Source organism: Pseudomonas sp. AK181 (assembly GCF_051122975.1).
Taxonomy (GTDB): domain Bacteria; phylum Pseudomonadota; class Gammaproteobacteria; order Pseudomonadales; family Pseudomonadaceae; genus Aquipseudomonas; species Aquipseudomonas lactis.
Genome location: NZ_CP146348.1, coordinates 2,780,224 through 2,801,475 on the forward strand (window position 1 = coordinate 2,780,224; position 21,252 = coordinate 2,801,475).

The following is a 21,252-nucleotide window of genomic DNA, read 5'->3' on the forward strand; positions in this document are numbered from 1 at the left end:
CTGGGTGCTGGCCAGCGGCTTCTGTCGGCCAGCTTGCCACCTATAATGGCCCTTTTTCAATCCGCGCATCCACACTGAGAACTTATGGAAAACCTGGGTCTGGGCAAGGTCCTGCTCGTTGAGGACGATGAAAAGCTGGCAGCGCTGGTCTCGCATTTTTTGTCGCAACATGGGTTCGAGGTTCGGGTGGTGCATCGGGGCGATGAAGCCCTGGCGGCGTTCGTGGATTTCAAGCCGAAGATCGTCGTGCTCGATCTGATGCTGCCGGGGCAGAGTGGGCTGCATGTCTGTCGCGAGATTCGCAACGTGTCGGACACGCCCATCGTAATCCTCACCGCCAAGGAAGATGACCTGGACCATATCCTTGGCCTTGAGTCCGGTGCTGACGATTACGTGATCAAGCCGATCAAACCGCCGGTGTTGCTGGCGCGCCTGCGTGCGTTGCAGCGCCGCCAGGTGCCCGAGCCCACGGTGCGCGGCGCTCTGGAGTTCGGCCGCTTGTCGATTGATCGCAGTTGCCGGGTGGTGCGCCTGGGTGACGAAACCATTGACCTCACCACCATGGAGTTCGAGTTGCTGTGGTTGCTGGCCAGCAGCTCGGGCAAGGTTCTCTCCCGTGACGATATCCTCAACCGCATGCGCGGCATTGCCTTTGATGGGCTGAACCGCAGCGTAGACGTGTACATCAGCAAACTGCGCGGCAAGCTCAATGACAACCCACGCGAGCCGGTGTGCATCAAGACCATCTGGGGCAAGGGCTACCTGTTCAATCCGTTCGCGTGGGAGGTGTAGATGCTGCGCTTGTATCTGCGCCTCTATTTGATTCTCGCACTCGGCCTGGCCGGGTCGATCTGGCTGGTGAACTTCGGCCTGGACACCTACATGCCCGAGTCCAACGAGACCTACAACCGTGAAGCCCTGCGCGGCCCGGCGTGGGCCCTGGTGGAACAGCTGCGACCCGTGCCGGCAGAGGCGCGCCAGGCACGCCTGGACGAACTGCAACCGCATTACGGCTTGCGGCTTAAGTTAGTACAACGCGACAACCAGCACCTGAGCGAACGCGAACAGAAACTCCTGGCGGCTGGCCAGGTGGTGGTGCGCGAAGACTTCATGAAGTTTCTCGCGCCTATCGACGACGGCCCCCAATTGCTCGAAATCAAACTGCCGGAAGAACCCAAGTGGTTGTACCTGTGGGCCTACGGCTTCCTGGGCGTGAGCCTGGCCATTGTCCTGTATTTCTGGGTGCGCCCACACTGGCGTGACCTGGAACACATTCGCCTGGCGGCGCAACGTTTCGGTGACAACGACCTGGGCTCGCGCATCCTGTTGCCGAGCCGTTCCACCGTGCGTTCCCTGGCCGGGCATTTCAACCAGATGGCCGAGCGCATCGAAGGTTTGATCGCCAACCAGCGCGAACTCACGAACGCGGTCTCCCATGAATTGCGCACGCCGATTGCGCGGTTGTCATTCGAGCTTGACCAACTCAGGCAACAAAGCGACCCACGGCAAAGCCGAGCGCTGATCAACGACATGTACGCCGACCTCGGTGAACTGGAAGAAATGGTCTCCGAACTGTTGACTTATGCGAGCCTGGAGCCAGGCGCCACCCAGGTCACCCGCGAGCATATCGAGGCCCACAGTTGGCTCGACAGTGTTATAGGCGCCGTGGCCCTGGAGGCCGAGGCGCAAGGGGTGCAGCTGTCGTTGCGCACCTGCGAGGTGGACGTTATCCAGATCGAGCCACGCTTTATGGCACGGGCGGTGATCAACCTGCTGCGCAACGCCATTCGTTATGCCGATCGCCGCGTGGAAGTGTCGCTGGTCAAGTTTGGCAGCGGTTACGAAGTGCGGGTCAACGACGATGGGCCGGGGGTGCCGCTGGAGGGCCGCACCAAGATATTCGAACCCTTCCTGCGCCTCGACGCCAGCCGCGACCGCCGTACGGGCGGGTTTGGCCTGGGCCTGGCGCTGGTCAAACGTGTCAGCCAGTGGCATGGCGGGCAAGTTGAGGTGCTGGATTCGGAATGGGGTGGGGCGTCGTTTCGGATGACGTGGGCGTATGCCGAGTAAAGGGGCACGCCCCAACATCATCCTGTAGGAGCTAGCTCGTTCGCGAAACACTCACAGGCGCCGCGTTTATCCAGAAAACACACGTTATCGTTGATGTTTTTCGCAAGCAAGCTCGCTCCTACAGCAACTGCGTTACCGCGGCAAACGCCGCCTGGCGCCGTTGTTCCCAGCCCCCGCGAATCACCACCAGTGGCTGTTGGTGCTGCTGCATCCATTCCAGACTGGCCTGGAAAAACGCCTGCCTATCCGCCAGTTCCGGCTGGCAGCGCTGGCCGTCGGCACTCCATTCCACGTCTTCAGGGGAGAGCAGCAGGTGCAGGTCGTAATGCCGCGCCAGGAGTTCGTCATCCAGCCAGCCGGGGTAGTCGCCGAACAGGGTCTGGCTCCAGAGCCTGTTGGTGAGCAGGTGGGTGTCGAGGATCAGCAACGCGGGGCGTTTGGCGCGGGCGGCATCCTCCCAGGCCAACTGGCCTTGGGCAATGGCCGGGATATCCGCCAGGGTGGTGTCGCGCTGATGCTGATCGATGAAGTAGCGCACATATTCTCCTACCATCAACCCGCCGAAGTGCGCGTGCAACTGCGCCGCCAGCCAGCTCTTGCCGCTGGATTCGGGGCCTGCCAATACCACCACCTTCATGCGCGCAACGCCGGGTCGGCGCGCCACTCGCGCCAGCCTTGCACGGCAATCACGGTAAACAGTGCGTAGAGCGCGGCGGTAAGGTAGAGGCCTTTGTAAAGGAACAGGCCCACGAAGATCACATCCACCACGATCCACAATGCCCAGCACTGCACACGTTTTTGCGCCATCCACATCTGCGCCACCAGGCTGAAACCGGTGAGCGCGGCGTCGAGCCAAGGCTGGGCGGCGTCAGTCCAGTGGGCCATGGCGGCGCCCAGCAGCAGACTGCCGACGGCACCTACAGCCAGGCTGGCCATGATCGCCGGCACGCCCAGGCTTGTGACTTGGCGGCCCTGCTTGACCTCGCCAGCGCGGGTCCACTGCCACCAGCCGTAGACCTGCAAAGCCGCATAGACCACTTGCAGGAGCATGTCGGAGTAAAGCTTGACCTCAAAGAACACCCAGGTGTAGAGCAGCACCATCACCAGGCCGATGGGCCAGCACCAAGGGTTTTGTTTGACCGTCAGCCAAACGGCGATCACCCCCAGGGCGGCGGCAAACAGTTCAAGCCCGGACATGGTGGATCCTTGGGGGAGTGGGAGAGGGCGGTGATTGTACCTAGAGGCCGGCGAACCTCAAACACCGCAGGACAAACGCGCGCGTGGGCTTGCTCCATGCGCGCGGCGATGCCGTGGCTGGGGATGTGAGCACCGCCGGTTATTGACCCTTGAAGCGCAGTTCCCGATAGCGCGGTACGGCCAGATGCCAGGCAATGTTGCCGCGCCATTGGTTATGCAGGGCTTGAGCACAGGTCATTGCCTGTTCTTGAGCTCGCGTGTCATAGCCCCGCGCATCCAGGCGTTTGGGCAACTCGGCTTGCGCCATTGCGAAGCTTTTCGCCCATTGCTCAATCCGCTGTGACACCTCGGCTGCGGCCTGCAGCGCCGATTGGCCCTGGGTGTGCCTGAGGTGAGTCAGTAGGTTGTAGATGTCTTCATCAGGGTTTTCCATGATCTGAAAAGACAACAAATCGTTAACTGCCTTGAAGAGTTTCAAAGCCAGGTTTCGCAGGTCTTGCCAGGGGTGGCTGTAGTAAAGCGAGGACGATAATTGAATGTTCTGCACCAGGTAGGTGAACTCCAGACAGACTTGAAAACCGCCTGCGTTTTGCCACAGCGCTTCATAACCTTCTACCCCCGGCTGCGTGTGATGAAGGCGATGCATCAGCGCGGTGGTGCAGGGAGCCAGGTAGGTCAAGTATTGCTCGGCCACTCGCTGCTGCCAGAGCGTGGGCATCAAGCGTGACGCGCGTCGCATGATATCTGTGAGTGCATTGGCCAACGGTTCTCGGGGTGTGCTGGCGCGCGTGAACGCTCTTGCGTAGACACCTCGAATCAGGCGTTCGAGGGCTTCGGGGTCATTGCAGTCTTCGTCGGCGAGATCGTCCTGGCAACTGAACCACCCCACCAGATCAGACAGAATGAGTAATAACTCAAGTGGCGCGTCACTCCACATATAACCGGCATACAGACCGGGAATGTAGATGTCCAATTGATGGGTTGCGCGGGATGTTTGTTCCAGCCCCATATTCTTGAGCCATTGGCGTGTGTGCTGCTGAGCCTCTTGCGCGAAGGGACTCAGAGGATAAGTCGCTGTCTCAAGCCATCGGGGTAAATGAAAGGGACCGATGGGCTGTTGGACATCAAGGCGTGGTGAAGAGGGCGAGGTTTTTTCCCGCGAGCCTGATCGCGCTGACATACGATGTAACCTGTAACGTTAGAGTGCGTCGATAAGTAGCAAGACAAGTTATAGCACTCAGTGTTGTAGCATCTGGTGCGCTTTCAATATGGATTTGGAATCGATGCGCTGAACCTTATGAATAAATAAACTGTGTTTTTGCGCGCCGTGGAATGTTGTGTCCTTGTGCCTCTTAAAAAAATGGCTAACCTTCCCAGAAGGTTAATGATGATCACGTAAAGCGGTGGCCTGCGCAGGGTTGAAGGTCTTTTACGCGTGAAGAACGTAGAAGACAGTGAGTGTTGAGGCGCTCACGCGGTCAACAACGAGGTCTATGAGATGAACCCTTTCTGCTCGTCATTCGATGACACCTGGTACTTAAACGCCAGGGCCCAGTGGTCTGAGCCTTTTGCTTATCAAGAGCGTTTCCCCGGTAAAGCCGTAAGAACAGAGCTCATGTGGGCACTCTCGGTGTTGTACGGCTTGCCTTCTGTCCAGACTCACACCCTCTGCGCGGCCATCGAAAAGATGAATCTTTCCTCATTGATTCATGACGATTTACTGGATGGTGATACGGTGCGCCGTGGTGTTCCAACGGTATGGAAGCAATACGGTACAGAGGTTGCTCTGGTGTCGGGGATGTATGGTTACCTGGAAGGTCTTCAGCTCCTGGCCAAGCTCAATGACTTGAATGTTGTGCGGGCGGGTATAGAAAGCCTTGAACGTCTGCATGTTGGGCAATACCTCGACGCCAAAGCAAGTGCAGGTGACACATTGCCCACCTTGGAAGACTATGGCTGTATTGCACAGGCTAATACCGGCTGTTTTTTTGTGTTTCTGTTAAAAGCTTGCCAATGTCTGAAACCGTTGGAAGCGCAGACCTATGTTCTGCTTGAACGGATGCTGCTGTTGATGGGCATCTATTATCGTTACGTCAACGACTATTGCGATATCAATCATATTCCGCACTTCGAAAAAAAAGGATTCGCCATGGATTTGGAGGGCGGGCCAAAGTCGTTCCTGATGATCTTGGCAGGCAAGGCACTGGTCAAGGGCGCACTCACTTCAGACCAAAAAAAACAGATTATTCGAGGGTATGGAGACGCAGGCGTATTTGACGCTGCCCTGGCGTTGATGGAGGAAACCTATGGGCAGCTATTGCGCTTCGTAGACGCTATAAAGCGGCGAAACAGCACTGTCAGCATTCACGCATTAAAGGGGTTTTTACGCAGCATTCATTTCCAACCTGAGGCCGATGACAATTATTACGCAACGCTACTCAGGTAACCCCCTCCGGAGTGTCGCACCTGTGGCTGAAGGTCGCGGTCAGGGCTGGCCGCGACAGTCGGAGACCCTTTCGTGATTTATTGATCCATCGTACTCAAAATTTCATAAGCCAACTTTACCCGCTCGGCATTCGGGTAGTTCTTGTTGGCGAGGATCACTACACCCATGTCCTTGCTTGGCACAAACGCCACATAGGCGCCAAAACCGCCGGTGGAGCCGGTTTTGTTGTAGAGCACGTTGGCAGGCTGCGCCTGGGCAGGTTTGAGCCAGTTAACCTTGTGCGGCTCCATCGCCATCGGTGTGGAGTTGCCCTCAAGCAACGCTTGCAGCGCGATGGGGTAGGGGTAGCGTTCCCAGCCCAGGCCCTGGGTCATGCCGTTGACGGTGTAGTAGCCGGCGTGAGTGGTGGCAATGGCCTGCTGCACCGGTTGCTCCAGGGTTTGCGGGTGCATGTTGGCGATCACGTAGCGGGCCAGGTCCTGGCTGCTGCTCTTGATACCGTAGGCTTCGAAGTCCAGGGCGCCGGGGTTGACGCGTACTGGTTTCTGCTGGCTGTCATAGCCCTGGGCGTAGAGGCCGGCCTTGTCGGCGGGCACGCGGGTATAGGTGTTGGTCAAGCCCAGCTTGGGCAGCAGGGTTTTTTCCATGGCGACGGTGAACGGCAGGTCCAGGCTTTTTGCTGTCACGTAACCGAACAGGCCAATGCTGGGGTTGGAATACAGGCGTTGTTCCCCCGGTGCATAAGTGGGTTTCCAATGCTTGAAATAATCCATCATGGTAGTGGCACTGTCGGCGGCATCCGGAAACTGCAGCGTCAGGCCGCCGGGGGTGTAGGTCGCCAGTTGCAGCAGGCTGATGCGATCGAACGCGCTGCCAGCCAGCACGGGCAGGTGTTGGCTGGTCATGTCCGACAGCTTGAGCTTGCCGATAGCCTGGGCATACCCGCCGAGGGTGGCGTTGAAAGTTTTGCTTACTGAGCCGATTTCGAACAGGGTGTTTTCGGTGACGGGTGCCTGAGTGTCCTTGGCGGCGACGCCGTAATTAAAGTATTGCACCTTGCCGTGTTGGATGACCGCGATTGTCAGGCCGGCGATGCCTTGCTGTTTCATCAGAGGGGTGACGTGGCTGTCCACGACCTGGCGCATATCGGTGGCGGCCATGCAGCTGCCGGCCCCAAGCAACAAGGCTGAGATCGCATATTTTTTCAGGGTGTGTTTCATGCTTCGCTTCCATGTAAGTAAGGCAGTGACGATCGGAGCCTGCGCAGGCGTGGCAAATGTAGGTGGATTTCCGGGAGCGGGCAAACGATGATATCTCGCACCAGCCATTAGAAAAATTTGGGCCAGACCATGTTGCGTTCCCATCTGCCGCTCAATGCCTTGCGCGCCTTCGAAGCGTCGGCGCGTCATTTGAGCTTTACCCGTGCGGCCATCGAGTTATGCGTGACGCAAGCGGCGGTCAGTCATCAGGTCAAAAGCCTCGAAGCGCAACTCAACGTCACGCTGTTCAAGCGCCTGCCACGGGGCTTGATGCTCACCACCGAAGGCGAATCCCTGCTGCCCGTGCTGCGTGACGCCTTCGACCGTATTGCTCTGACCTTGGATCAGTTTGAAGGCGGGCATTACCGTGAAGTATTGACCGTGGGGGCGGTGGGTACCTTTGCGGTGGGCTGGTTGTTGCCGCGCCTGGCGGATTTTCATAGCCGCTACCCGTTGATCGACTTGCGCTTGTCCACCCACAACAACCGCGTGGATGTCGCCGCCGAAGGCCTGGATTATGCCATCCGCTTTGGCGCCGGCGCCTGGCACGGCACCGATGCCTGCCCTTTGCTTGAGGCACCGTTGACGGTGTTGTGCGTGCCGCAGATTGCCGAACAACTGCGCAGCCCGGCTGACGTGTTGAAGCACACCTTGCTGCGTTCCTACCGTGCCGATGAGTGGAACCTGTGGTTCCAGGCTGCCGGCTTGCCCAGTGATACGCGGGTGCCGCGCAGCGTGGTGTTCGACTCCTCGCTGGCGATGATGGAGGCCGCACTGCAAGGGGCTGGCGTAGCACTGGCGCCAGCCCTGATGTTCTCGCGGCAATTGGAGAGCGATGTGATCCGCCAGCCGTTCGAGGTGGGGATCACGACTGGCAGCTATTGGCTGACGCGCTTGCAGTCGCGGGCTGAAACGTCAGCGATGGTGGCGTTCAAGGGGTGGTTGCAGGCGAGCGTTGGATAACATTTTGGGAGGACAGGCCCCATTTATGTAGGAGCGAGCTTGCTCGCGAAAAACTTCCAGGCGCCGCGTCTATCCAGGACGCCCGCGTTATCGTTGTCGTTTCTCGCGAGCAAGCTCGCTCCTACACCAGGTATTGGCGGAACCATCCCAGGGTACGTTCCCAAGCAAGGTTCGCCGCTGCCTCGTCATAGCGCGGCGTCGAGTCATTATGGAAACCGTGGTTGGCGCCCTTGTAGACAAACGCCTCGTACGTCGTACCTGCGGCCCTCAACGCCTGCTCATACGCCGGCCAGCCTTCATTGATACGGGTATCCAACTCACCGAAATGCAACAGGATCGGCGCCTTGATGCGCGGCACGTCTTTGGCGTCGGGTTGGCGCCCGTAGAACGACACAGCCGCGCCCAGTTCCGGGTAGGCCACCGCCGCGGCATTGGTCACCCCGCCGCCATAACAGAACCCGGTGATGCCGACCTTGCCCGTGCTGCTGTCGTGGTGCATCAGCCATTCGATGGCGGCGAAGAAGTCGTTCATCAGTTTGGTCGGGTCGACCGTCTGTTGCAGTGCCAAACCTTTTTCATCGTTGCCAGGGTAACCGCCTACCGAGGTCAGGCCGTCCGGGGCCAGGGCGATAAAGCCGGCCTTGGCCAGGCGTCGGGCGACGTCTTCGATATAGGGGTTCAGGCCGCGGTTTTCATGCACCACCACCACGGCGGGCAGCTTGCCTACGACTTTGGCTGGGCGCACCAGGTAGCCGCGTACGGTGCCGTTGCCTTTGGGCGAGGGGTAGTTGATGTAGTCGGCGACGATATCCGGGTCGGTGAATTTCACCTGTTCGGCCAGGGCGTAATTGGGGCTCAGGGCCGCGAGCAGTGCCGAAGCGGTGAGGCCTCCGAGGGTGAACAGCGCGGCGCGGTCGAGAAATTCGCGGCGGTTGATCTTGCCGTGGGCGTAGCCGTCGTAGAGTTCCAGCAGTTCGGGAGCAAAGTCTTTCGCGGTCAGACGAGTCATCGGTGCAGTCCTCGATTAGCGGTTGCTGTCACTGTAGACCAGGATCAAACCTCGCGACCATGGGCGGCAGCGGCCAGTTGCCCGGTGTCAACGCGCACGAACACCGAGTCGCCGACGGCGGTGAGCACGCTGCCTGCATACACTTCGCAGACTACACGGCTTTTGCGCCCGACTTCGCCTTCGACCCGAGCGCGCAGGACCAGTGGCACACCCATGGGCGTGGGCTTGATGAATTTGATCCCCAGGTTGCCGGTGACGCAATCGATGCGCGGCAGGCTGCCGGGTTCCCGCTGTTCGGCGCGGTAGTGGTAGGCCATGGCGGTCCAGTTGGAGTGGCAGTCCACCAACATGGCGATCAGGCCACCGTAGACCAGGTCCGGCCAGCCGCTGTATTTAGCTTCGGGTTGGTGCTCGGCAATGACGTGTACGCCGTCATCATCCCAGCGGCTTTTGATGTGCAGGCCATGGGGGTTGCTGCTGCCGCAGCCGTAGCAGATGCCTTCCGGCGCCGTGGTGTCCTGGAGAGAAGCGCTGTGCATGCAGAGTCCTTATTGTTTTTTGGGGCAACGCTTCTATTTAGCAGGCCAGGGGTTAGCGAGCAAACTTCTTTGCCCCGGCCACGCAGGCGATCACGGCTACCGTCACCAGCACCATGCCCAGGCTGACCTGTTCATGCAGCAAGCCCGCCGCCAGCGCCAGGCCGAAGAACGGTTGCAGCAACTGCAACTGGCCGACCGCGGCAATGCCGCCTTGGGCCAGGCCGCGGTACCAGAACACAAAGCCGATCAACATGCTGAACAACGCCACGTAGCCCAGGCTCAACCATGCCGGCAGGCTGATACCGCTGAGGGTCGAAGGCGCCAGCAGCAGGCTCAACGGCGCCACTACCGGTAGCGACACCACCAACGCCCAGCAGATCACCTGCCAGCCGCCGAGGCTGCGCGACAGCTTGGCGCCTTCGGCGTACCCCAGGCCGCACACCAGCACCGCCAACAGCATCAGCACATCGCCCGCGGGTGCAGCGCTCAAGCCTTGGGCAACGGCGTAACCCATCACCAACAGGCTGCCCAGGATCGAAAACAACCAGAACACCGGCCGCGGCCGCTCACCGCCGCGCAGCACGCCAAACACCGCCGTGGCCAGCGGCAGCAGGCCGATGAAAACGATGGAGTGGGCCGAGGTCACGTACTGCAGGGCCAGGGCCGTCAGCAGTGGAAAGCCGATCACCACGCCAAGCGCGACGATGAGCAACGGTGCCCATTGCTGACGCATGGGGCGTTTTTCCTTGAATAGCCACAGCAGGCACAACCCCAGTAGCGCTGCGAGGGTGGCGCGGATCATGGTCAGGAACACCGGGTCGAATTCCATCACCGCCACGCGTGTGGCCGGCAGCGAGCCGCTGAAAATCACCACGCCGATAAAGCCGTTGATCCAACCCTGGGTGCTGTTGTCCAGAGTGCCGAGGGGAGAAGTGCGTTCCATGGGGGGCGTCCTGAAAAGGCAGTTGCGTGCTGGGCATCCTAGGATTGAAGATTAAGACAATCAAAAAATTGTCATGGATACATCCTTATGCCCCGTGCTCGCTACAAGTCGCTGGTCGATACCTTTGCCGAGGCCATCCGCAGCGGCCAATTGCTGCCCGGCACGCGGCTGCCCACCCATCGGCAATTGGCGGCCGAGCATGGCCTGGCGCTGGTCACTGCCAGCCGGGTGTACAGCGAGCTGGAAGCCATGGGCCTGGTCAGTGGCGAGACCGGGCGCGGCACCTTCGTGCGTGAGATCGCCTTACCGCCGGGGCAGGGCAGCGGGCAGATGACGGTTGCGGCGGGGTTGCTTGACCTGAATTTCAACTACCCGTCCTTGCCGGGCCAGGCCGAGCTGTTGCGCACGGCGTTGCGCCAGCTTGCCCTGTCTGGCGATCTGGAGGCGCTGCTGCGTTACCAGCCCCATGCCGGTCGCGTGCACGAGCGCGCCGCCGTGGCCCGGCACTTGTTGAACCGAGGGCTGACGGTGCCAGCCGAGCAGGTGCTGGTGGTCAGCGGTGCCCAGCATGGCCTGGCGGTGAGCATGATGACCTTGCTCAAGCCCGGGGATGTGGTGGCGGTGGATGCGCTGACCTATTCGGGTTTCAAGGTGCTGGCCGAAACCCTGCACCTGGAACTCGTCGCCATCCCGGTCACTCCCAGCGGCCCGGACCTGGACCACCTGCACAGCCTGTGTCGCCAGCGCCCGGTGCGAGCGGTGTACAGCATGCCGACCCTGCACAACCCACTGGGCTGGGTGATGAGCCTGGCGCAGCGCGAGCGCTTGGTGGCAATCGCCCGGCAGCACAACTTGATGATCATCGAGGATGGTGCCTATGCGTTTCTCGCCGAAGAAGCACCGCCACCCTTGGCGTCCCTCGCACCGGAACGCACGGTGTACATCGGCGGGCTGTCCAAGAGTGTCGCCACCGGTTTGCGTGTGGGCTTTATCGCTGCGCCCCCGGCTTGGGTGAGCGGCCTGGAACGCACGATCATGGCCACCACCTGGAACGTGCCGGGGGTGATGAGTGCGATTGCGGTGGGCTGGCTCGAAGACGGTACGGTGGCGCAACTGGAGGCGCAAAAGCGCGCGGATGCCCAGGCCCGCCAGGTATTGGCGGCACAGGTGCTGACCGGTGTGAAGACCATCAGCCATCCGTCATCCTACTTTCTGTGGCTGCCGTTGGCGGAAGATGCCCGCGCCGATCAGGTCGCCATGACCTTGCAGCGTGCAGGCATCTCTGTTTCAACCGCTGAACCGTTCGCGGTTTCGGCCCAGGTGCCCCACGCGCTGCGCCTGGCTTTGGGTTCGGTGCCGATGGCGGGGTTGTGGGAGGCGCTGGTGAAGGTGCGCAAGGTGGTGGTGTGGTGAGCGAAAGCCCATCCACAGGGCTTGATTTGAAATAGGGGCAAAATGTGGGAGCTGGCTTGCCTGCGAAGACGGCCTCATAGTCGACACCGTAATACCGAGTACATATCCATTGCTGCGGTAACGGCCACTTAGGGTTCCGCCCTGACGGCGGCTCACTTTTGAAAAAAGCGCAAAAGTAAGCAAAACGCTCTTGCCCCACCACTCGGCACCTCGCTTAGGCTCGGTGTGCCCGAACACAGGCTTGAATCCGTGGGCCGCCGCCACGCGCCATCCATGGCGCGGGGCGGCTAACCCGGCGTCCTGCCGGGTTACCCACGAATTCAAGCCTGCGTTCGGCCAGCGTGGTTTAACGGGGCGCCTGAGATCAAGATCACAAGCAGATCAAGATCAAGAGCGACTCGCTTCGCATCGTGGTTACCTGTGGGTGGCACATTCGACGTCGCTGTCGATTGAACGGCCGCCATCGCAGGCAAGCCAGCTCCCACATGGAGTCGGCGCTGCGGCCAATTCTGTAGGAGCGAGCTTGCTCGCGAAAAACGTCAACGATAACCCGGGCTTGCTGAATGAACGCGGCGCCAGTGAGTTTTTCGCGAGCAAGCTCGCTCCTACAAAAAAGCCTTAACTGACTGGCATTAAGGCAAGCCAGTCACAGGTTGACCGCGTTTAGCGGGTTGCCAACGGTGGCGTACGCGGCGGGATCATCCGTTTGCTGCCGGTGGCCTCGAACGCCGAGGCGAAGCGCAACAGCGCCGAATCATCGTAGGCACGCCCGGCGAAGGTGAGCCCCACTGGCATGCCGATGTCTGCCATCACGCCCATTGGCACGGTGACGGTGGGCACGCCCAGGTGGCGGATGGCGAGGTTGCCGTTGGCGACCCACACGCCGTTGCTCCAGGCAATGTCGGCAGACGCTTCGTTCACATCGGCATCCGCCGGGCCTACATCGGCCACGGTGGGGAACAGCACGGCGTCAAGCCCCAGGGTATCCATCCAGTCTTCCAGGTCCAGGCGCCGGGTTTGCTCCAGGCCGCGCAGGCCATCGGGCACGGTGCTGATCTGGTCCCATGGGGTGATGCCGCGTTGGGCCATGCGCACGTATTCGTCCATGCCGGCGGCCAGGTCGTCTTCACGGTTGGGCAGGGTGCCGGGGTCGTGGGGGAATATCTTCGGTCCGTCCACATCGGCCAGGCGGTTCAGGTGCGGGTCGCCGTTGGCGCGCAGGAAGTCATCGAAAGCCCAGGCCGACAATTCCCACAGCTCGTCGTGGAGGAATTCCTTGGAAACCAGGCCACGGGTAAACACCGTCGGTGCACCAGGGCGGTCGCCTTCGCAGTTGGACACCAGCGGGAAATCCACTTCGATCACTTCGGCGCCTGCAGCTTGCAGTGCCTGGCGTGCGGCTTGCCACAGGTCGATCACCGTGGCACGGGTGTGGATCTTTTGCCCGGTCGGGCCGCCGATACCGGGTTTTTCGCTGGTGCCAGCCTCCGGGTCGGCGTTGATGTACATGCGTGGCACGCCAAAACGCTTGCCGGCCAGGCTTTCGCTGCTGGCGGCGAGGGCCGCGTAGGACGCCGGGCGCACCGAGGTGACGCTGGGGATCGGCACCCAGGGTTGCAGGCGCCACAGGTCGCCCCGGGTGTCCGGGTCTTCGGCCACCACGACGTCGAGCACTTCCAGCAGGTCGGCCATGGTGCGAGCGTAGGGCACCACTACGTCCATGGTCGGAGTCAGCGGCCAGTTGCCGCGCACCGAAATCACCCCGCGCGAAGGCGTGTAGGCACACAAGCCATTGTTGGAGGCCGGGCCGCGACCGCTGGACCAGGTTTCTTCAGCCAGCCCGAACGCGGCAAAACTGGCGGCGGTGGCGGTGCCGGCACCGTTGGAGGAGCCCGATGCAAAAGGCGCGGTGAGGTAGTCGGCGTTGTAGGGGCTTTCGGCGCGGCCATACACGCCACGTTGCATACCGCCATTGGCCATCGGCGGCATGTTGGTCTTGCCCAGGCAAATGGCGCCGCCGGCCCGCAGGCGCTCAATGGTGAAGGCATCGCGCTGGGCCACCAGCTTGGCAAACGCCGGGCTGCCGGATGCAGCTGTCAGCCCCTTGACCAGATAACTGTCCTTGGCGGTGTAGGGAATGCCATCCAGCGGCCCCAGGGTTTGCCCCTTGGCACGGCGCGCATCGGACGCCTGGGCTTCTTTGAGCGCTTCGGGGTTGCGTACCACCACGGCGTTCAGCGCAGTGGCCGTTTGGGGGCCATCGTAGGCGTCGATTCGCGCCAGGTACGCCTGGACCAGTTCAACCGCCGTGGTCTGGCCGGCTTCAAGCGCAGCGCGCAATTGGGCAATGGAGACTTCAGTAACTTGCATCACGTTTTTTTCGCCGCCTTCAAGTGGGGGTATGGCGGCAGTCTACGTACAGATATTTCACAAAACCAGCGCGGCATACTTCGCGTAGGACATCTCGAGAAAGACCTCAGCAGGATTGCGAGCGGCAGCTCTTATCGCTAAGGTGGCCGCGTTGATTAACGTTGCGCTTCAAGGAAGAGACCATGCAAAAACCTTATATCGCCCTGGCGGCCTTGCTGGGATTTACCGTCTATACCGTGGCGACCATGCTCACGGCCGAGCAGTCACTGCTGGCGTTTGGATGGGAGCTGATGTCCCGGCCCGATACGGCCCAGGTGGTGATTGACCTGTATCTGATGGCGGTGCTGGCGTGTGTGTGGATGTACCGGGATGCGCGTGGGCGAGGGCGGTCGATGGCCTCAGTGTTGCCGTATTTTTTACTGACGGCAGTGTTTGTGTCGGTAGGGCCGTTGCTCTATATCGTGGTTAATGGGTTTTCCCGGCGAACACTCAACTAAGCCTGTATGGCAAGGGCGCAAGCTCCCTTGCCATGGGTAGTGCGCGGCCTTCAGGGATTAAGGAACGCTTGGTAGTTGTCCTTGGTGATCTGCTGATAAGGAATCGTCAGCTCCGCCGTGTACGGCTGCTGCTTGACCATCTTCACCGCCAGGTCGATGGAACCCACTGCCTGGCCCTTGTTGTCCTGATACACCGTGACCAACAACTGGCCTTTTTTCACCGCGTCCAATCCCGCTGCGCCGCCGTCACTGCCGGCCACCAGGATGTCCTTGCCCGGCTGCATGCCTGCCTGGCTGATAGCCATGGCCGCGCCAATCGCCATTTCATCGGCATTCGCGGCCACGGCATCGATTTTGCGCCCGGATACGATCCAGTTGTTCATCAGGTCAATCGCCTTGCCGCGCTGCCATTCGGCGCTTTGCTCCTCGACGATCTTGATGTCGGGGTAGTCCTTGAGCACAGTCTTCACCCCCAGCGTGCGGTTATGGGTGGCGTTGTTGGACAGCAGCCCGAGCATGATCGCCAGGTTGCCCTTGCCGCCCATTTTCTCGGCCAGGTAGCGCATCTGGATTTCGCCGGCCTTGATCTCGTCCGAACCGACATAGCCCACGCCCGCTGGCACCTCCTTGAACTCCGGACGGCGGTTGACGTACACCAGCGGGATCTTGGCCTGCTGGGCATTGAGCGTCATCTTCTGGGTGGCGGCCGTGTCCACCGCGTTGACGATAATCGCGTCCATGCCCTGGGCGGTGAAGTTTTGCACCTGATTGAGCTGGCGCACGACATCGCCCTGGGCGTCTTCAAATTGCAGGGTGACATCAGGCAGTTCCCTGGCGTGGGCGGCCATGTAGTCGCGCATTTGTGCCAGGAATACGTCGTCCACCTGGGCGATGCTCACGCCGATGCGAATGTCGGCCAGCGCCCAAGGGCTGAACGTCAGGACTAACAGTGCCGTAAGGAGTTGCTTCTTCATGGTTTTGCTCCGTTGTTTTTGTTGTTGTCAAAGCAGGGCGGTTCACGCTTGGCGTTTGGCCCGCAGCTGCGCCACGGCGGCGGCGAAGTCCGAGCACGGCCAGCGTTCGTCGAGGGCTTGCAGCATCAGCTGTTGCCCGGTTTGTGGAGCCAGGCCCTGCAAGGGTGGGTCGGTGTCCAGGTTGGTGGGGAAGGAGTACCCGTCTGCGGTACAGGCGACCACTGCGTGGGCATCCAGGTTGGGGTTGGCGAGCAGTACTGGGTACACCGCCAGCATCATGCGGTCGCGGTCGATGGCTTCCATCGGCTTGCCGAATGCCGAGGAGATTTGCAGCAGGTTAGCCATGCGCTGGCGATCGGCTGTGCGGTTGGTGCCGGCGGCATGGAACAGCGCCGGGTTGAAGAACAGCAAGTCGCCCTTGTTCAGCGGCAATTGCACCGCGTGTTGCTGGAAGTAATCGATAAACTCCGTGCGACGCCACGCCAGGTACCCCAACGCGTACTGCTGGGAAAACGGCAGCAACTGGGTGGGGCCGGTTTCCAGCGGCATATCCGAGTGTGCGATAGCACCTTGCAACGTCAAATGTTGGGACAGCGCATGCAGTGGCAGCGGAAAACGTTCGACCACGTCGTTGGTCTGGAAACCCAGATGATAGTCACGGTGCGGCTGCTGCGCCTGGCCACCGGGATGCACCACATTGACTTGCGCCGTGACTTGAAAGCCCGGCCCCAACCAGGCTTCGGCAATCAGCCCCAGTAGCGGGTTGGCGTAGTACTCGGCAAAGGATTCGGGAGACTGTAAGGCCGCCTTCTGCAACGCGTTCCAGATCCTGCCATTGCTGCCGGCCTTGGCAAAGTGATCGGCGGCCACGCCTTGGGCGGCTTCATGGGCAAAGATCGCGTCGAAGACCTGGCTGTGGCGGTCTACCACTTCCAGGTCTTCATAGGCTTGGCGCACCACCATTACGCCGGGGCCGTCACGGAACAGGTGATGCAGTTCGTTCATAACGGCCAGGCGGTCGCTGTTGCGCAAGGTGTGGGCCTGATAGATCGGCACATTGCCTTGTACCTCAAGGCACAGCGGGTAGTCGCTGGCATTGGTGCGTTGCGCACAAATCCGGCTGAAGTCGGCCAGGCGCACCGCGTCGCCGTTCACGAAAGCTGACATCACGCACCTCCGGGAAGGCTCAGGGCCTGGTGAGGTTGCGGGGTGCTGCTGTCGGTGCAGCCGACCACACCTTGTTCCAGGTCGATGACCGCGCCGCTCATCATTCCCGACTCGGCGGACAGCAAAAATGCCACGCTGCGCGCCACCTCCTCGGGCTTGAGCAGGCGCCCAAACGGTTGGGCGCGTTCGGCTTCGGCCAGCCAGCCGTCCTGGGCACCGTGGTACTGGCGCTGGATCTGATCCTCGTGGGGTGTGTCCATCCAGCCGATATTCAGACCATTCACGCGGATGCGGTTGCGCAAGGCACTGAACGCGACATTCTTGGTCAGGATCGCCAGCGCGCCCTTGGACGCCGCATAGGCACTCAAGAACGACTGCCCACCATGGCCGGTAACGCTCTGGATATTGACTACTGCACCCTCCACACCGTTGCTGATCATCAGCTTCAGTGCTTCCTGCATCAGGAAAAACGGCGCCCGCACATTCACCGCAAACAAACGCTCGAACAGCTCCGGCGAGGTGTCAAGAATGGTGCCACGGTCAGACATGCCGGCGCAGTTCACCAAACCGTGCAAGGTGCCGAAATGGGCGTGTGCCGCTTCGATGATTGCGCGGCAGTCCTCGACCTTTTCCAGGTCGGCCTCGACAAAAAACGCCTGGCAATCCAGCTGGGCCAGCTGGCGCACCTGCTCTTCGCCCTCGGTACGGCGACGCCCGCAAATGATCAGCCCGGCCGCACCACGGCGAGCCAGGGTATGGGCCACCGCCGCGCCGAGGCCCTGGGTGCTGCCGGTGACGACAAAGTATTGGCCGCTGAACGAGGTCGCAAGATCGGTGTGGTGCATTGGGGTTCTCCTGGAATTTTTGTTGTTTTGCTGGCCCGGCTCGACGCCGGGCAAAACTGAGACTAGCATTGCAAAACCTCAGTAACGCCCAAAAAAGACCTCAAAAACACCTCAGGCGAAACCCATGCTCGAACGTGCAAAACACTTTTCCATCAAGCAACTCGCCACCCAGGCTGGCGTCAGCAAGGCCACGGTGGACCGCGTGCTGCACCAGCGCGGCAGCGTGCATGCCCAAACCCGGCGGCGTATCGAGCAGGCATTGGAGGAGTTGGAGTCCCAGGAAAAAAATGGCTTGGCCGTGGGGCGTACCTTCCATGTGGACGTGATCATGCACACGCCCCAGCGTTTCAGCGCGGCGGTGCAGGCGGCGATCGTTGGCCAACTGGCCAGCCTGGGACCGTTTCGCATCGCGCCACGGTTTCACCTGTTCGAGGAGATCGAACCCCAGGCCATGCACGACCAACTGCTGCGCTGCCTCGACACGGGCAGCCAGGGCGTGGTGCTCAAGGCTGCGGATGAGCCGGCGGTGAACCTGGCCGTCAAGCAGCTGATTGCGGCCGGCATTCCGGTGGTGACCTTGGTCACCGACCTGCCCCAAAGCGAGCGCATCGGCTATGTGGGCATGGACAATCGCACGGCCGGCCAGGCAGCTGCCTACCTGATGTCGCGCTGGCTGCCGACCGAGGCGCAGGACGTCGCGGTGGTGATCGGCAGCGAATTGTTCCGCGGCGAAGAAGAGCGCGAGATGGGTTTTCGTGCCTGGCTGCGTGGCCGCGCCGAGCACCTGCGAGTACTGGATATCAGCGGCGGCTACGGCGTGTATGAGCGCACCTTTGAGCGAGTGACCCAAGCCTTGCTCCAGCATCCCGGGCTGAAGGCGGTGTACAGCGTCGGCGGTGGCAACCGTGCAATTGTCGACGCCTTTGCCGCCCAGGACCGTCCATTGGAGGTGTTCATCGGCCACGACCTTGACGAAGAAAACCGCCAACTGCTGAGGGAAGAAAAAGTCGCGGCGATCATCGATCACAACCTGCAGATCGATGCCCGCCACGTATTCCTGCACATCCTGCAGTACCACCGGCTCTGGAAGGCCGGGCCGATTGCGCCGTCACAGGTGCAGATCGTCACGCCGTTCAACCTGCCGGACTGAAGCGCTGAAATACCACATCCAATAACAATCCAGGAGTTCGACCATGCTACGTATCGCCGTTCTAGGTGCCGGGCGCATCGCCAAGATCCACGCCGCCAACGTTGCCGCCCATCCCAATGCCACGCTGGTGTTGGTGGCCGATCCCTGGCGCGCAGGTGTCGATGCCTTGAGCACCCAGTTGGGATGCGAGGCCGCGTATGACTGCGCCGCCGTGCTGAGCCGCGAGGACATCGATGCGGTGGTGATCGGCACGCCCACCGACACCCACATCGACCTGTTGCTGGCTGCGGTGGCCCAGGGCAAGGCGGTGCTCTGCGAAAAGCCTATCGACCTGGATATCGCCAAGGCGCGCAGCGCGGCGCAAACCGTGGAGCGCCAGGGCGGCAAGGTAATGCTCGGTTTCAACCGGCGTTTCGACCCGGACATGCTGCGCCTGCGCCAGGCACTGGATGCTGGCCAGATCGGCGCTGTGCGCCAGGTGATTATCACCAGTCGTGACCCTGGCCTGGCACCGCGTGACTACCTGGAACACTCTGGCGGCATCTTGCGCGACATGACCATCCATGACTTTGACACCGCTCGCCACTTGCTCGGCGAGGAACCGGTAGAAGTCAGCGCCTTTGCCAGCCGCCTGGTGGACCCGACCCTGGAGCAGATCGACGACTACGACAGCGTCATGGTTTTGCTACGCACCGCTTCGGGCAAACAATGCCATATCAACTGCTGTCGCCAGGCGGTGTATGGCTACGACCAGCGCGTAGAAGTTTCCGGCGCCAGCGGCGTGCTGCTGACCGACAATCATCGGCCCAGCACCGTGCGCCATTGGAGCGCTGAGCACACCGAAGCGCTGGAGCCGTTGCAGCATTTTTTCCTTGAACGTTACGCGGATGCGTATCGCAATGAGCTGACGCAGTTCATCGATGCGCTGAACGAGGGGCGCGAGTTGCCCACCAGTATGCGCGATGGCTTGTATGCGTTGCATCTGGCTGATTGCGCGCTGGAGTCGGTGAAGACCGGGCGCAGTGTGAGGGTTAGTCATAACCTGTAGGAGCGAGGGGGGCGCCCAGTTCTTGCTTGCGAAAAACGTCAACGATAACGCGTGCTTCCTGGATAAACGCGGCGCCTGTCAGTTTTTCGCGAGCAAGCTCGCTCCTACAGCATCCCGTCAAACGCCTTTGGTCGACGGCAACAGTACCGTCAGGATACCCACCAACGGCAGGAACGAGCACAACTTGTACACGTACTCGATGCCGTGATGATCAGCGAGCATCCCGAGCAGCGCCGCGCCGATCCCACTGAAGCCGAACATCAGACCGAAGAATATCCCGGCGATCATGCCCACATTGCCCGGCACCAATTCCTGGGCAAACACCACGATGGCCGAGAACGCCGAGGCGATGATAAAGCCGATGACCACGCTGAGTACGGCGGTCCAGAACAGGTCGACGTAGGGCAGGGCCAGGGTGAACGGTGCGGCGCCGAGGATGGAGAACCAGATAACCTTTTTGCGGCCGATCTTGTCACCGATCGGGCCGCCGGCGAAGGTGCCCACGGCCACCGCGCCGAGGAACAGGAACAGGTACATCTGGGAGCTTGCCACCGACAGCTGGAATTTCTCGATCAGGTAGAACGTGAAGTAGCTGGTCAGGCTGGTCATGTACCAGTATTTGGAGAACACCAGCACGGCCAATACCACCAGGGCGAAGGTCACGCGGCCTTTGGACAAGCCGTGGGTCGCCTGGCTGCCTTGCTTGAGCTTGAACAGATTGAGGTGGTGGCGGTACCAGCGGCTCAAACCGTACAGCACCAGAATGGCGAACACCGCGAACAGGCCGAACCAGGCAATGTGGCTTTGGCCGTAGGGAATGATGATCGCCGCCGCCAGCAATGGGCCGAAGGCGCTGCCGGTGTTGCCGCCGACCTGGAAGGTCGACTGCGCCAGGCCGTAGCGACCACCGGAGGCCAGGCGTGCGACGCGGGAGGTTTCCGGGTGGAAGGTCGATGAGCCCACGCCCACCAGCGCCGCCGCGAGCAATATCGCCGGGAAGTTGCCGACAAAGGCCAGCATCAAGATGCCGACCAAGGTGCACACCATGCCCGCCGGCAATAGCCAGGGTTTGGGGTGGCGGTCGGTGTGGTAGCCGATCCACGGTTGCAATAGCGAGGCGGTCAACTGGAAGGTCAGGGTGATCAGGCCGACTTGGGTAAAGCTCAGGCCGTAGTTGGCCTTGAGCATCGGGTAGATCGACGGCAGCACCGCCTGGATCAAGTCATTGATCAGGTGCGCCAGGGCACAGGCGCCCAGGACGCGCATGACTAAGGGGCTTACTTGCGGGCTGGTCGAAGGTGCGGCGGGTGACGCTGTGACTGTGGACATGCGGGCATTCCGTACAAGGCAGCTAACAGGCGT

Annotated in this window: 20 protein-coding genes; 8 read left to right on the forward strand and 12 right to left on the reverse strand. The window is 61.1% G+C overall.

Annotated features, from left to right (window positions below; translation table 11 throughout):
- Positions 1-84: 84 nt before the first annotated feature.
- Complete coding sequence (locus tag V8689_RS12925; RefSeq protein ID WP_032892114.1) at positions 85-792, forward strand: response regulator; 708 nt, start codon at positions 85-87, stop codon at positions 790-792.
- Positions 793-2,070 (forward strand): ATP-binding protein, encoded by a 1,278-nt coding sequence (locus V8689_RS12930; RefSeq protein ID WP_056784640.1) that lies wholly within the window; start codon positions 793-795, stop codon positions 2,068-2,070.
- Between the two features lie 118 nt (positions 2,071-2,188).
- Here the strand turns inward: V8689_RS12930 and V8689_RS12935 are convergent, their stop codons facing one another.
- The 3 genes from V8689_RS12935 to V8689_RS12945 form a co-directional block, all read right to left on the reverse strand.
- Positions 2,189-2,707 (reverse strand): AAA family ATPase, encoded by a 519-nt coding sequence (locus V8689_RS12935; protein WP_003190840.1) that lies wholly within the window; start codon positions 2,705-2,707, stop codon positions 2,189-2,191.
- Positions 2,704-3,267, reverse strand: a complete 564-nt coding sequence (gene pnuC / locus V8689_RS12940; protein ID WP_003190841.1) for a nicotinamide riboside transporter PnuC — start codon at positions 3,265-3,267, stop codon at positions 2,704-2,706. Before pnuC ends, V8689_RS12935 begins: the two co-directional genes overlap by 4 nt.
- Before the next feature lie 139 nt (positions 3,268-3,406).
- Positions 3,407-4,276: a terpene synthase family protein gene (locus V8689_RS12945; protein ID WP_223816970.1), complete on the reverse strand. Its 870-nt coding sequence runs from the start codon at positions 4,274-4,276 to the stop codon at positions 3,407-3,409.
- Between the two features lie 489 nt (positions 4,277-4,765).
- Between V8689_RS12945 and V8689_RS12950 the strand changes: the two genes are divergently transcribed.
- Positions 4,766-5,713, forward strand: coding sequence for a polyprenyl synthetase family protein (locus V8689_RS12950; RefSeq protein WP_056784643.1), 948 nt, complete (start codon positions 4,766-4,768; stop codon positions 5,711-5,713).
- A gap of 77 nt (positions 5,714-5,790) precedes the next feature.
- Here the strand turns inward: V8689_RS12950 and ampC are convergent, their stop codons facing one another.
- Positions 5,791-6,933, reverse strand: a complete 1,143-nt coding sequence (ampC, locus tag V8689_RS12955) for a class C beta-lactamase (protein WP_056784645.1) — start codon at positions 6,931-6,933, stop codon at positions 5,791-5,793.
- Positions 6,934-7,062: 129 nt separating this feature from the next.
- On the opposite strand from ampC, the gene V8689_RS12960 reads away from it, so the two are divergent.
- On the forward strand, positions 7,063-7,935 hold the full coding sequence (locus tag V8689_RS12960; protein ID WP_056784963.1) for a LysR family transcriptional regulator: 873 nt from the start codon (positions 7,063-7,065) through the stop codon (positions 7,933-7,935).
- A 121-nt stretch (positions 7,936-8,056) separates the two neighbouring features.
- Here the strand turns inward: V8689_RS12960 and yghX are convergent, their stop codons facing one another.
- Genes yghX through V8689_RS12975 form a run of 3 tightly spaced genes read right to left on the reverse strand, consistent with a single transcriptional unit; the run spans position 8,057 to position 10,426 of the window.
- Positions 8,057-8,944 carry a YghX family hydrolase gene (gene yghX, locus V8689_RS12965; RefSeq protein WP_056784647.1) on the reverse strand — a complete coding sequence of 296 codons (888 nt, stop codon included), beginning with the start codon at positions 8,942-8,944 and terminating at the stop codon, positions 8,057-8,059.
- Between the two features lie 44 nt (positions 8,945-8,988).
- A complete protein-coding gene (locus V8689_RS12970; protein WP_032892109.1) occupies positions 8,989-9,483 on the reverse strand; it encodes a PaaI family thioesterase in 495 nt (164 codons plus the stop codon).
- Positions 9,484-9,535: 52 nt separating this feature from the next.
- A complete protein-coding gene (locus V8689_RS12975; protein ID WP_434520723.1) occupies positions 9,536-10,426 on the reverse strand; it encodes a DMT family transporter in 891 nt (296 codons plus the stop codon).
- A gap of 87 nt (positions 10,427-10,513) precedes the next feature.
- Between V8689_RS12975 and V8689_RS12980 the strand changes: the two genes are divergently transcribed.
- A complete protein-coding gene (locus tag V8689_RS12980; protein ID WP_056784653.1) occupies positions 10,514-11,839 on the forward strand; it encodes a PLP-dependent aminotransferase family protein in 1,326 nt (441 codons plus the stop codon).
- Between the two features lie 663 nt (positions 11,840-12,502).
- Here V8689_RS12980 and V8689_RS12985 read toward each other — a convergent pair.
- Complete coding sequence (locus tag V8689_RS12985; RefSeq protein WP_056784656.1) at positions 12,503-14,212, reverse strand: amidase; 1,710 nt, start codon at positions 14,210-14,212, stop codon at positions 12,503-12,505.
- A 179-nt stretch (positions 14,213-14,391) separates the two neighbouring features.
- Between V8689_RS12985 and V8689_RS12990 the strand changes: the two genes are divergently transcribed.
- The gene (locus V8689_RS12990; RefSeq protein WP_056784659.1) at positions 14,392-14,706 is read left to right on the forward strand and encodes a DUF2834 domain-containing protein; all 315 of its coding nucleotides are present in this window, start codon (positions 14,392-14,394) and stop codon (positions 14,704-14,706) included.
- 50 nt (positions 14,707-14,756) lie between these two features.
- On the opposite strand, the gene V8689_RS12995 is transcribed toward V8689_RS12990, so the two are convergent.
- From V8689_RS12995 to V8689_RS13005, 3 genes are read right to left on the reverse strand one after another with little or no spacing between them, the layout of a single operon-like run.
- On the reverse strand, positions 14,757-15,680 hold the full coding sequence (locus V8689_RS12995; RefSeq protein WP_056784661.1) for a sugar ABC transporter substrate-binding protein: 924 nt from the start codon (positions 15,678-15,680) through the stop codon (positions 14,757-14,759).
- Between the two features lie 42 nt (positions 15,681-15,722).
- Positions 15,723-16,847 carry a phytanoyl-CoA dioxygenase family protein gene (locus V8689_RS13000; protein ID WP_056784664.1) on the reverse strand — a complete coding sequence of 375 codons (1,125 nt, stop codon included), beginning with the start codon at positions 16,845-16,847 and terminating at the stop codon, positions 15,723-15,725.
- The gene (locus V8689_RS13005) at positions 16,847-17,692 is read right to left on the reverse strand and encodes an SDR family oxidoreductase (protein WP_056784666.1); all 846 of its coding nucleotides are present in this window, start codon (positions 17,690-17,692) and stop codon (positions 16,847-16,849) included. Before V8689_RS13005 ends, V8689_RS13000 begins: the two co-directional genes overlap by 1 nt.
- Before the next feature lie 124 nt (positions 17,693-17,816).
- Between V8689_RS13005 and V8689_RS13010 the strand changes: the two genes are divergently transcribed.
- Both V8689_RS13010 and iolG read left to right on the forward strand, forming a co-directional pair.
- On the forward strand, positions 17,817-18,842 hold the full coding sequence (locus tag V8689_RS13010; RefSeq protein ID WP_056784669.1) for a LacI family DNA-binding transcriptional regulator: 1,026 nt from the start codon (positions 17,817-17,819) through the stop codon (positions 18,840-18,842).
- 43 nt (positions 18,843-18,885) lie between these two features.
- Positions 18,886-19,890 carry an inositol 2-dehydrogenase gene (gene iolG, locus V8689_RS13015; protein ID WP_034135454.1) on the forward strand — a complete coding sequence of 335 codons (1,005 nt, stop codon included), beginning with the start codon at positions 18,886-18,888 and terminating at the stop codon, positions 19,888-19,890.
- A 117-nt stretch (positions 19,891-20,007) separates the two neighbouring features.
- On the opposite strand, the gene V8689_RS13020 is transcribed toward iolG, so the two are convergent.
- The gene (locus tag V8689_RS13020) at positions 20,008-21,219 is read right to left on the reverse strand and encodes an MFS transporter (RefSeq protein ID WP_034135455.1); all 1,212 of its coding nucleotides are present in this window, start codon (positions 21,217-21,219) and stop codon (positions 20,008-20,010) included.
- Positions 21,220-21,252: the final 33 nt, after the last annotated feature.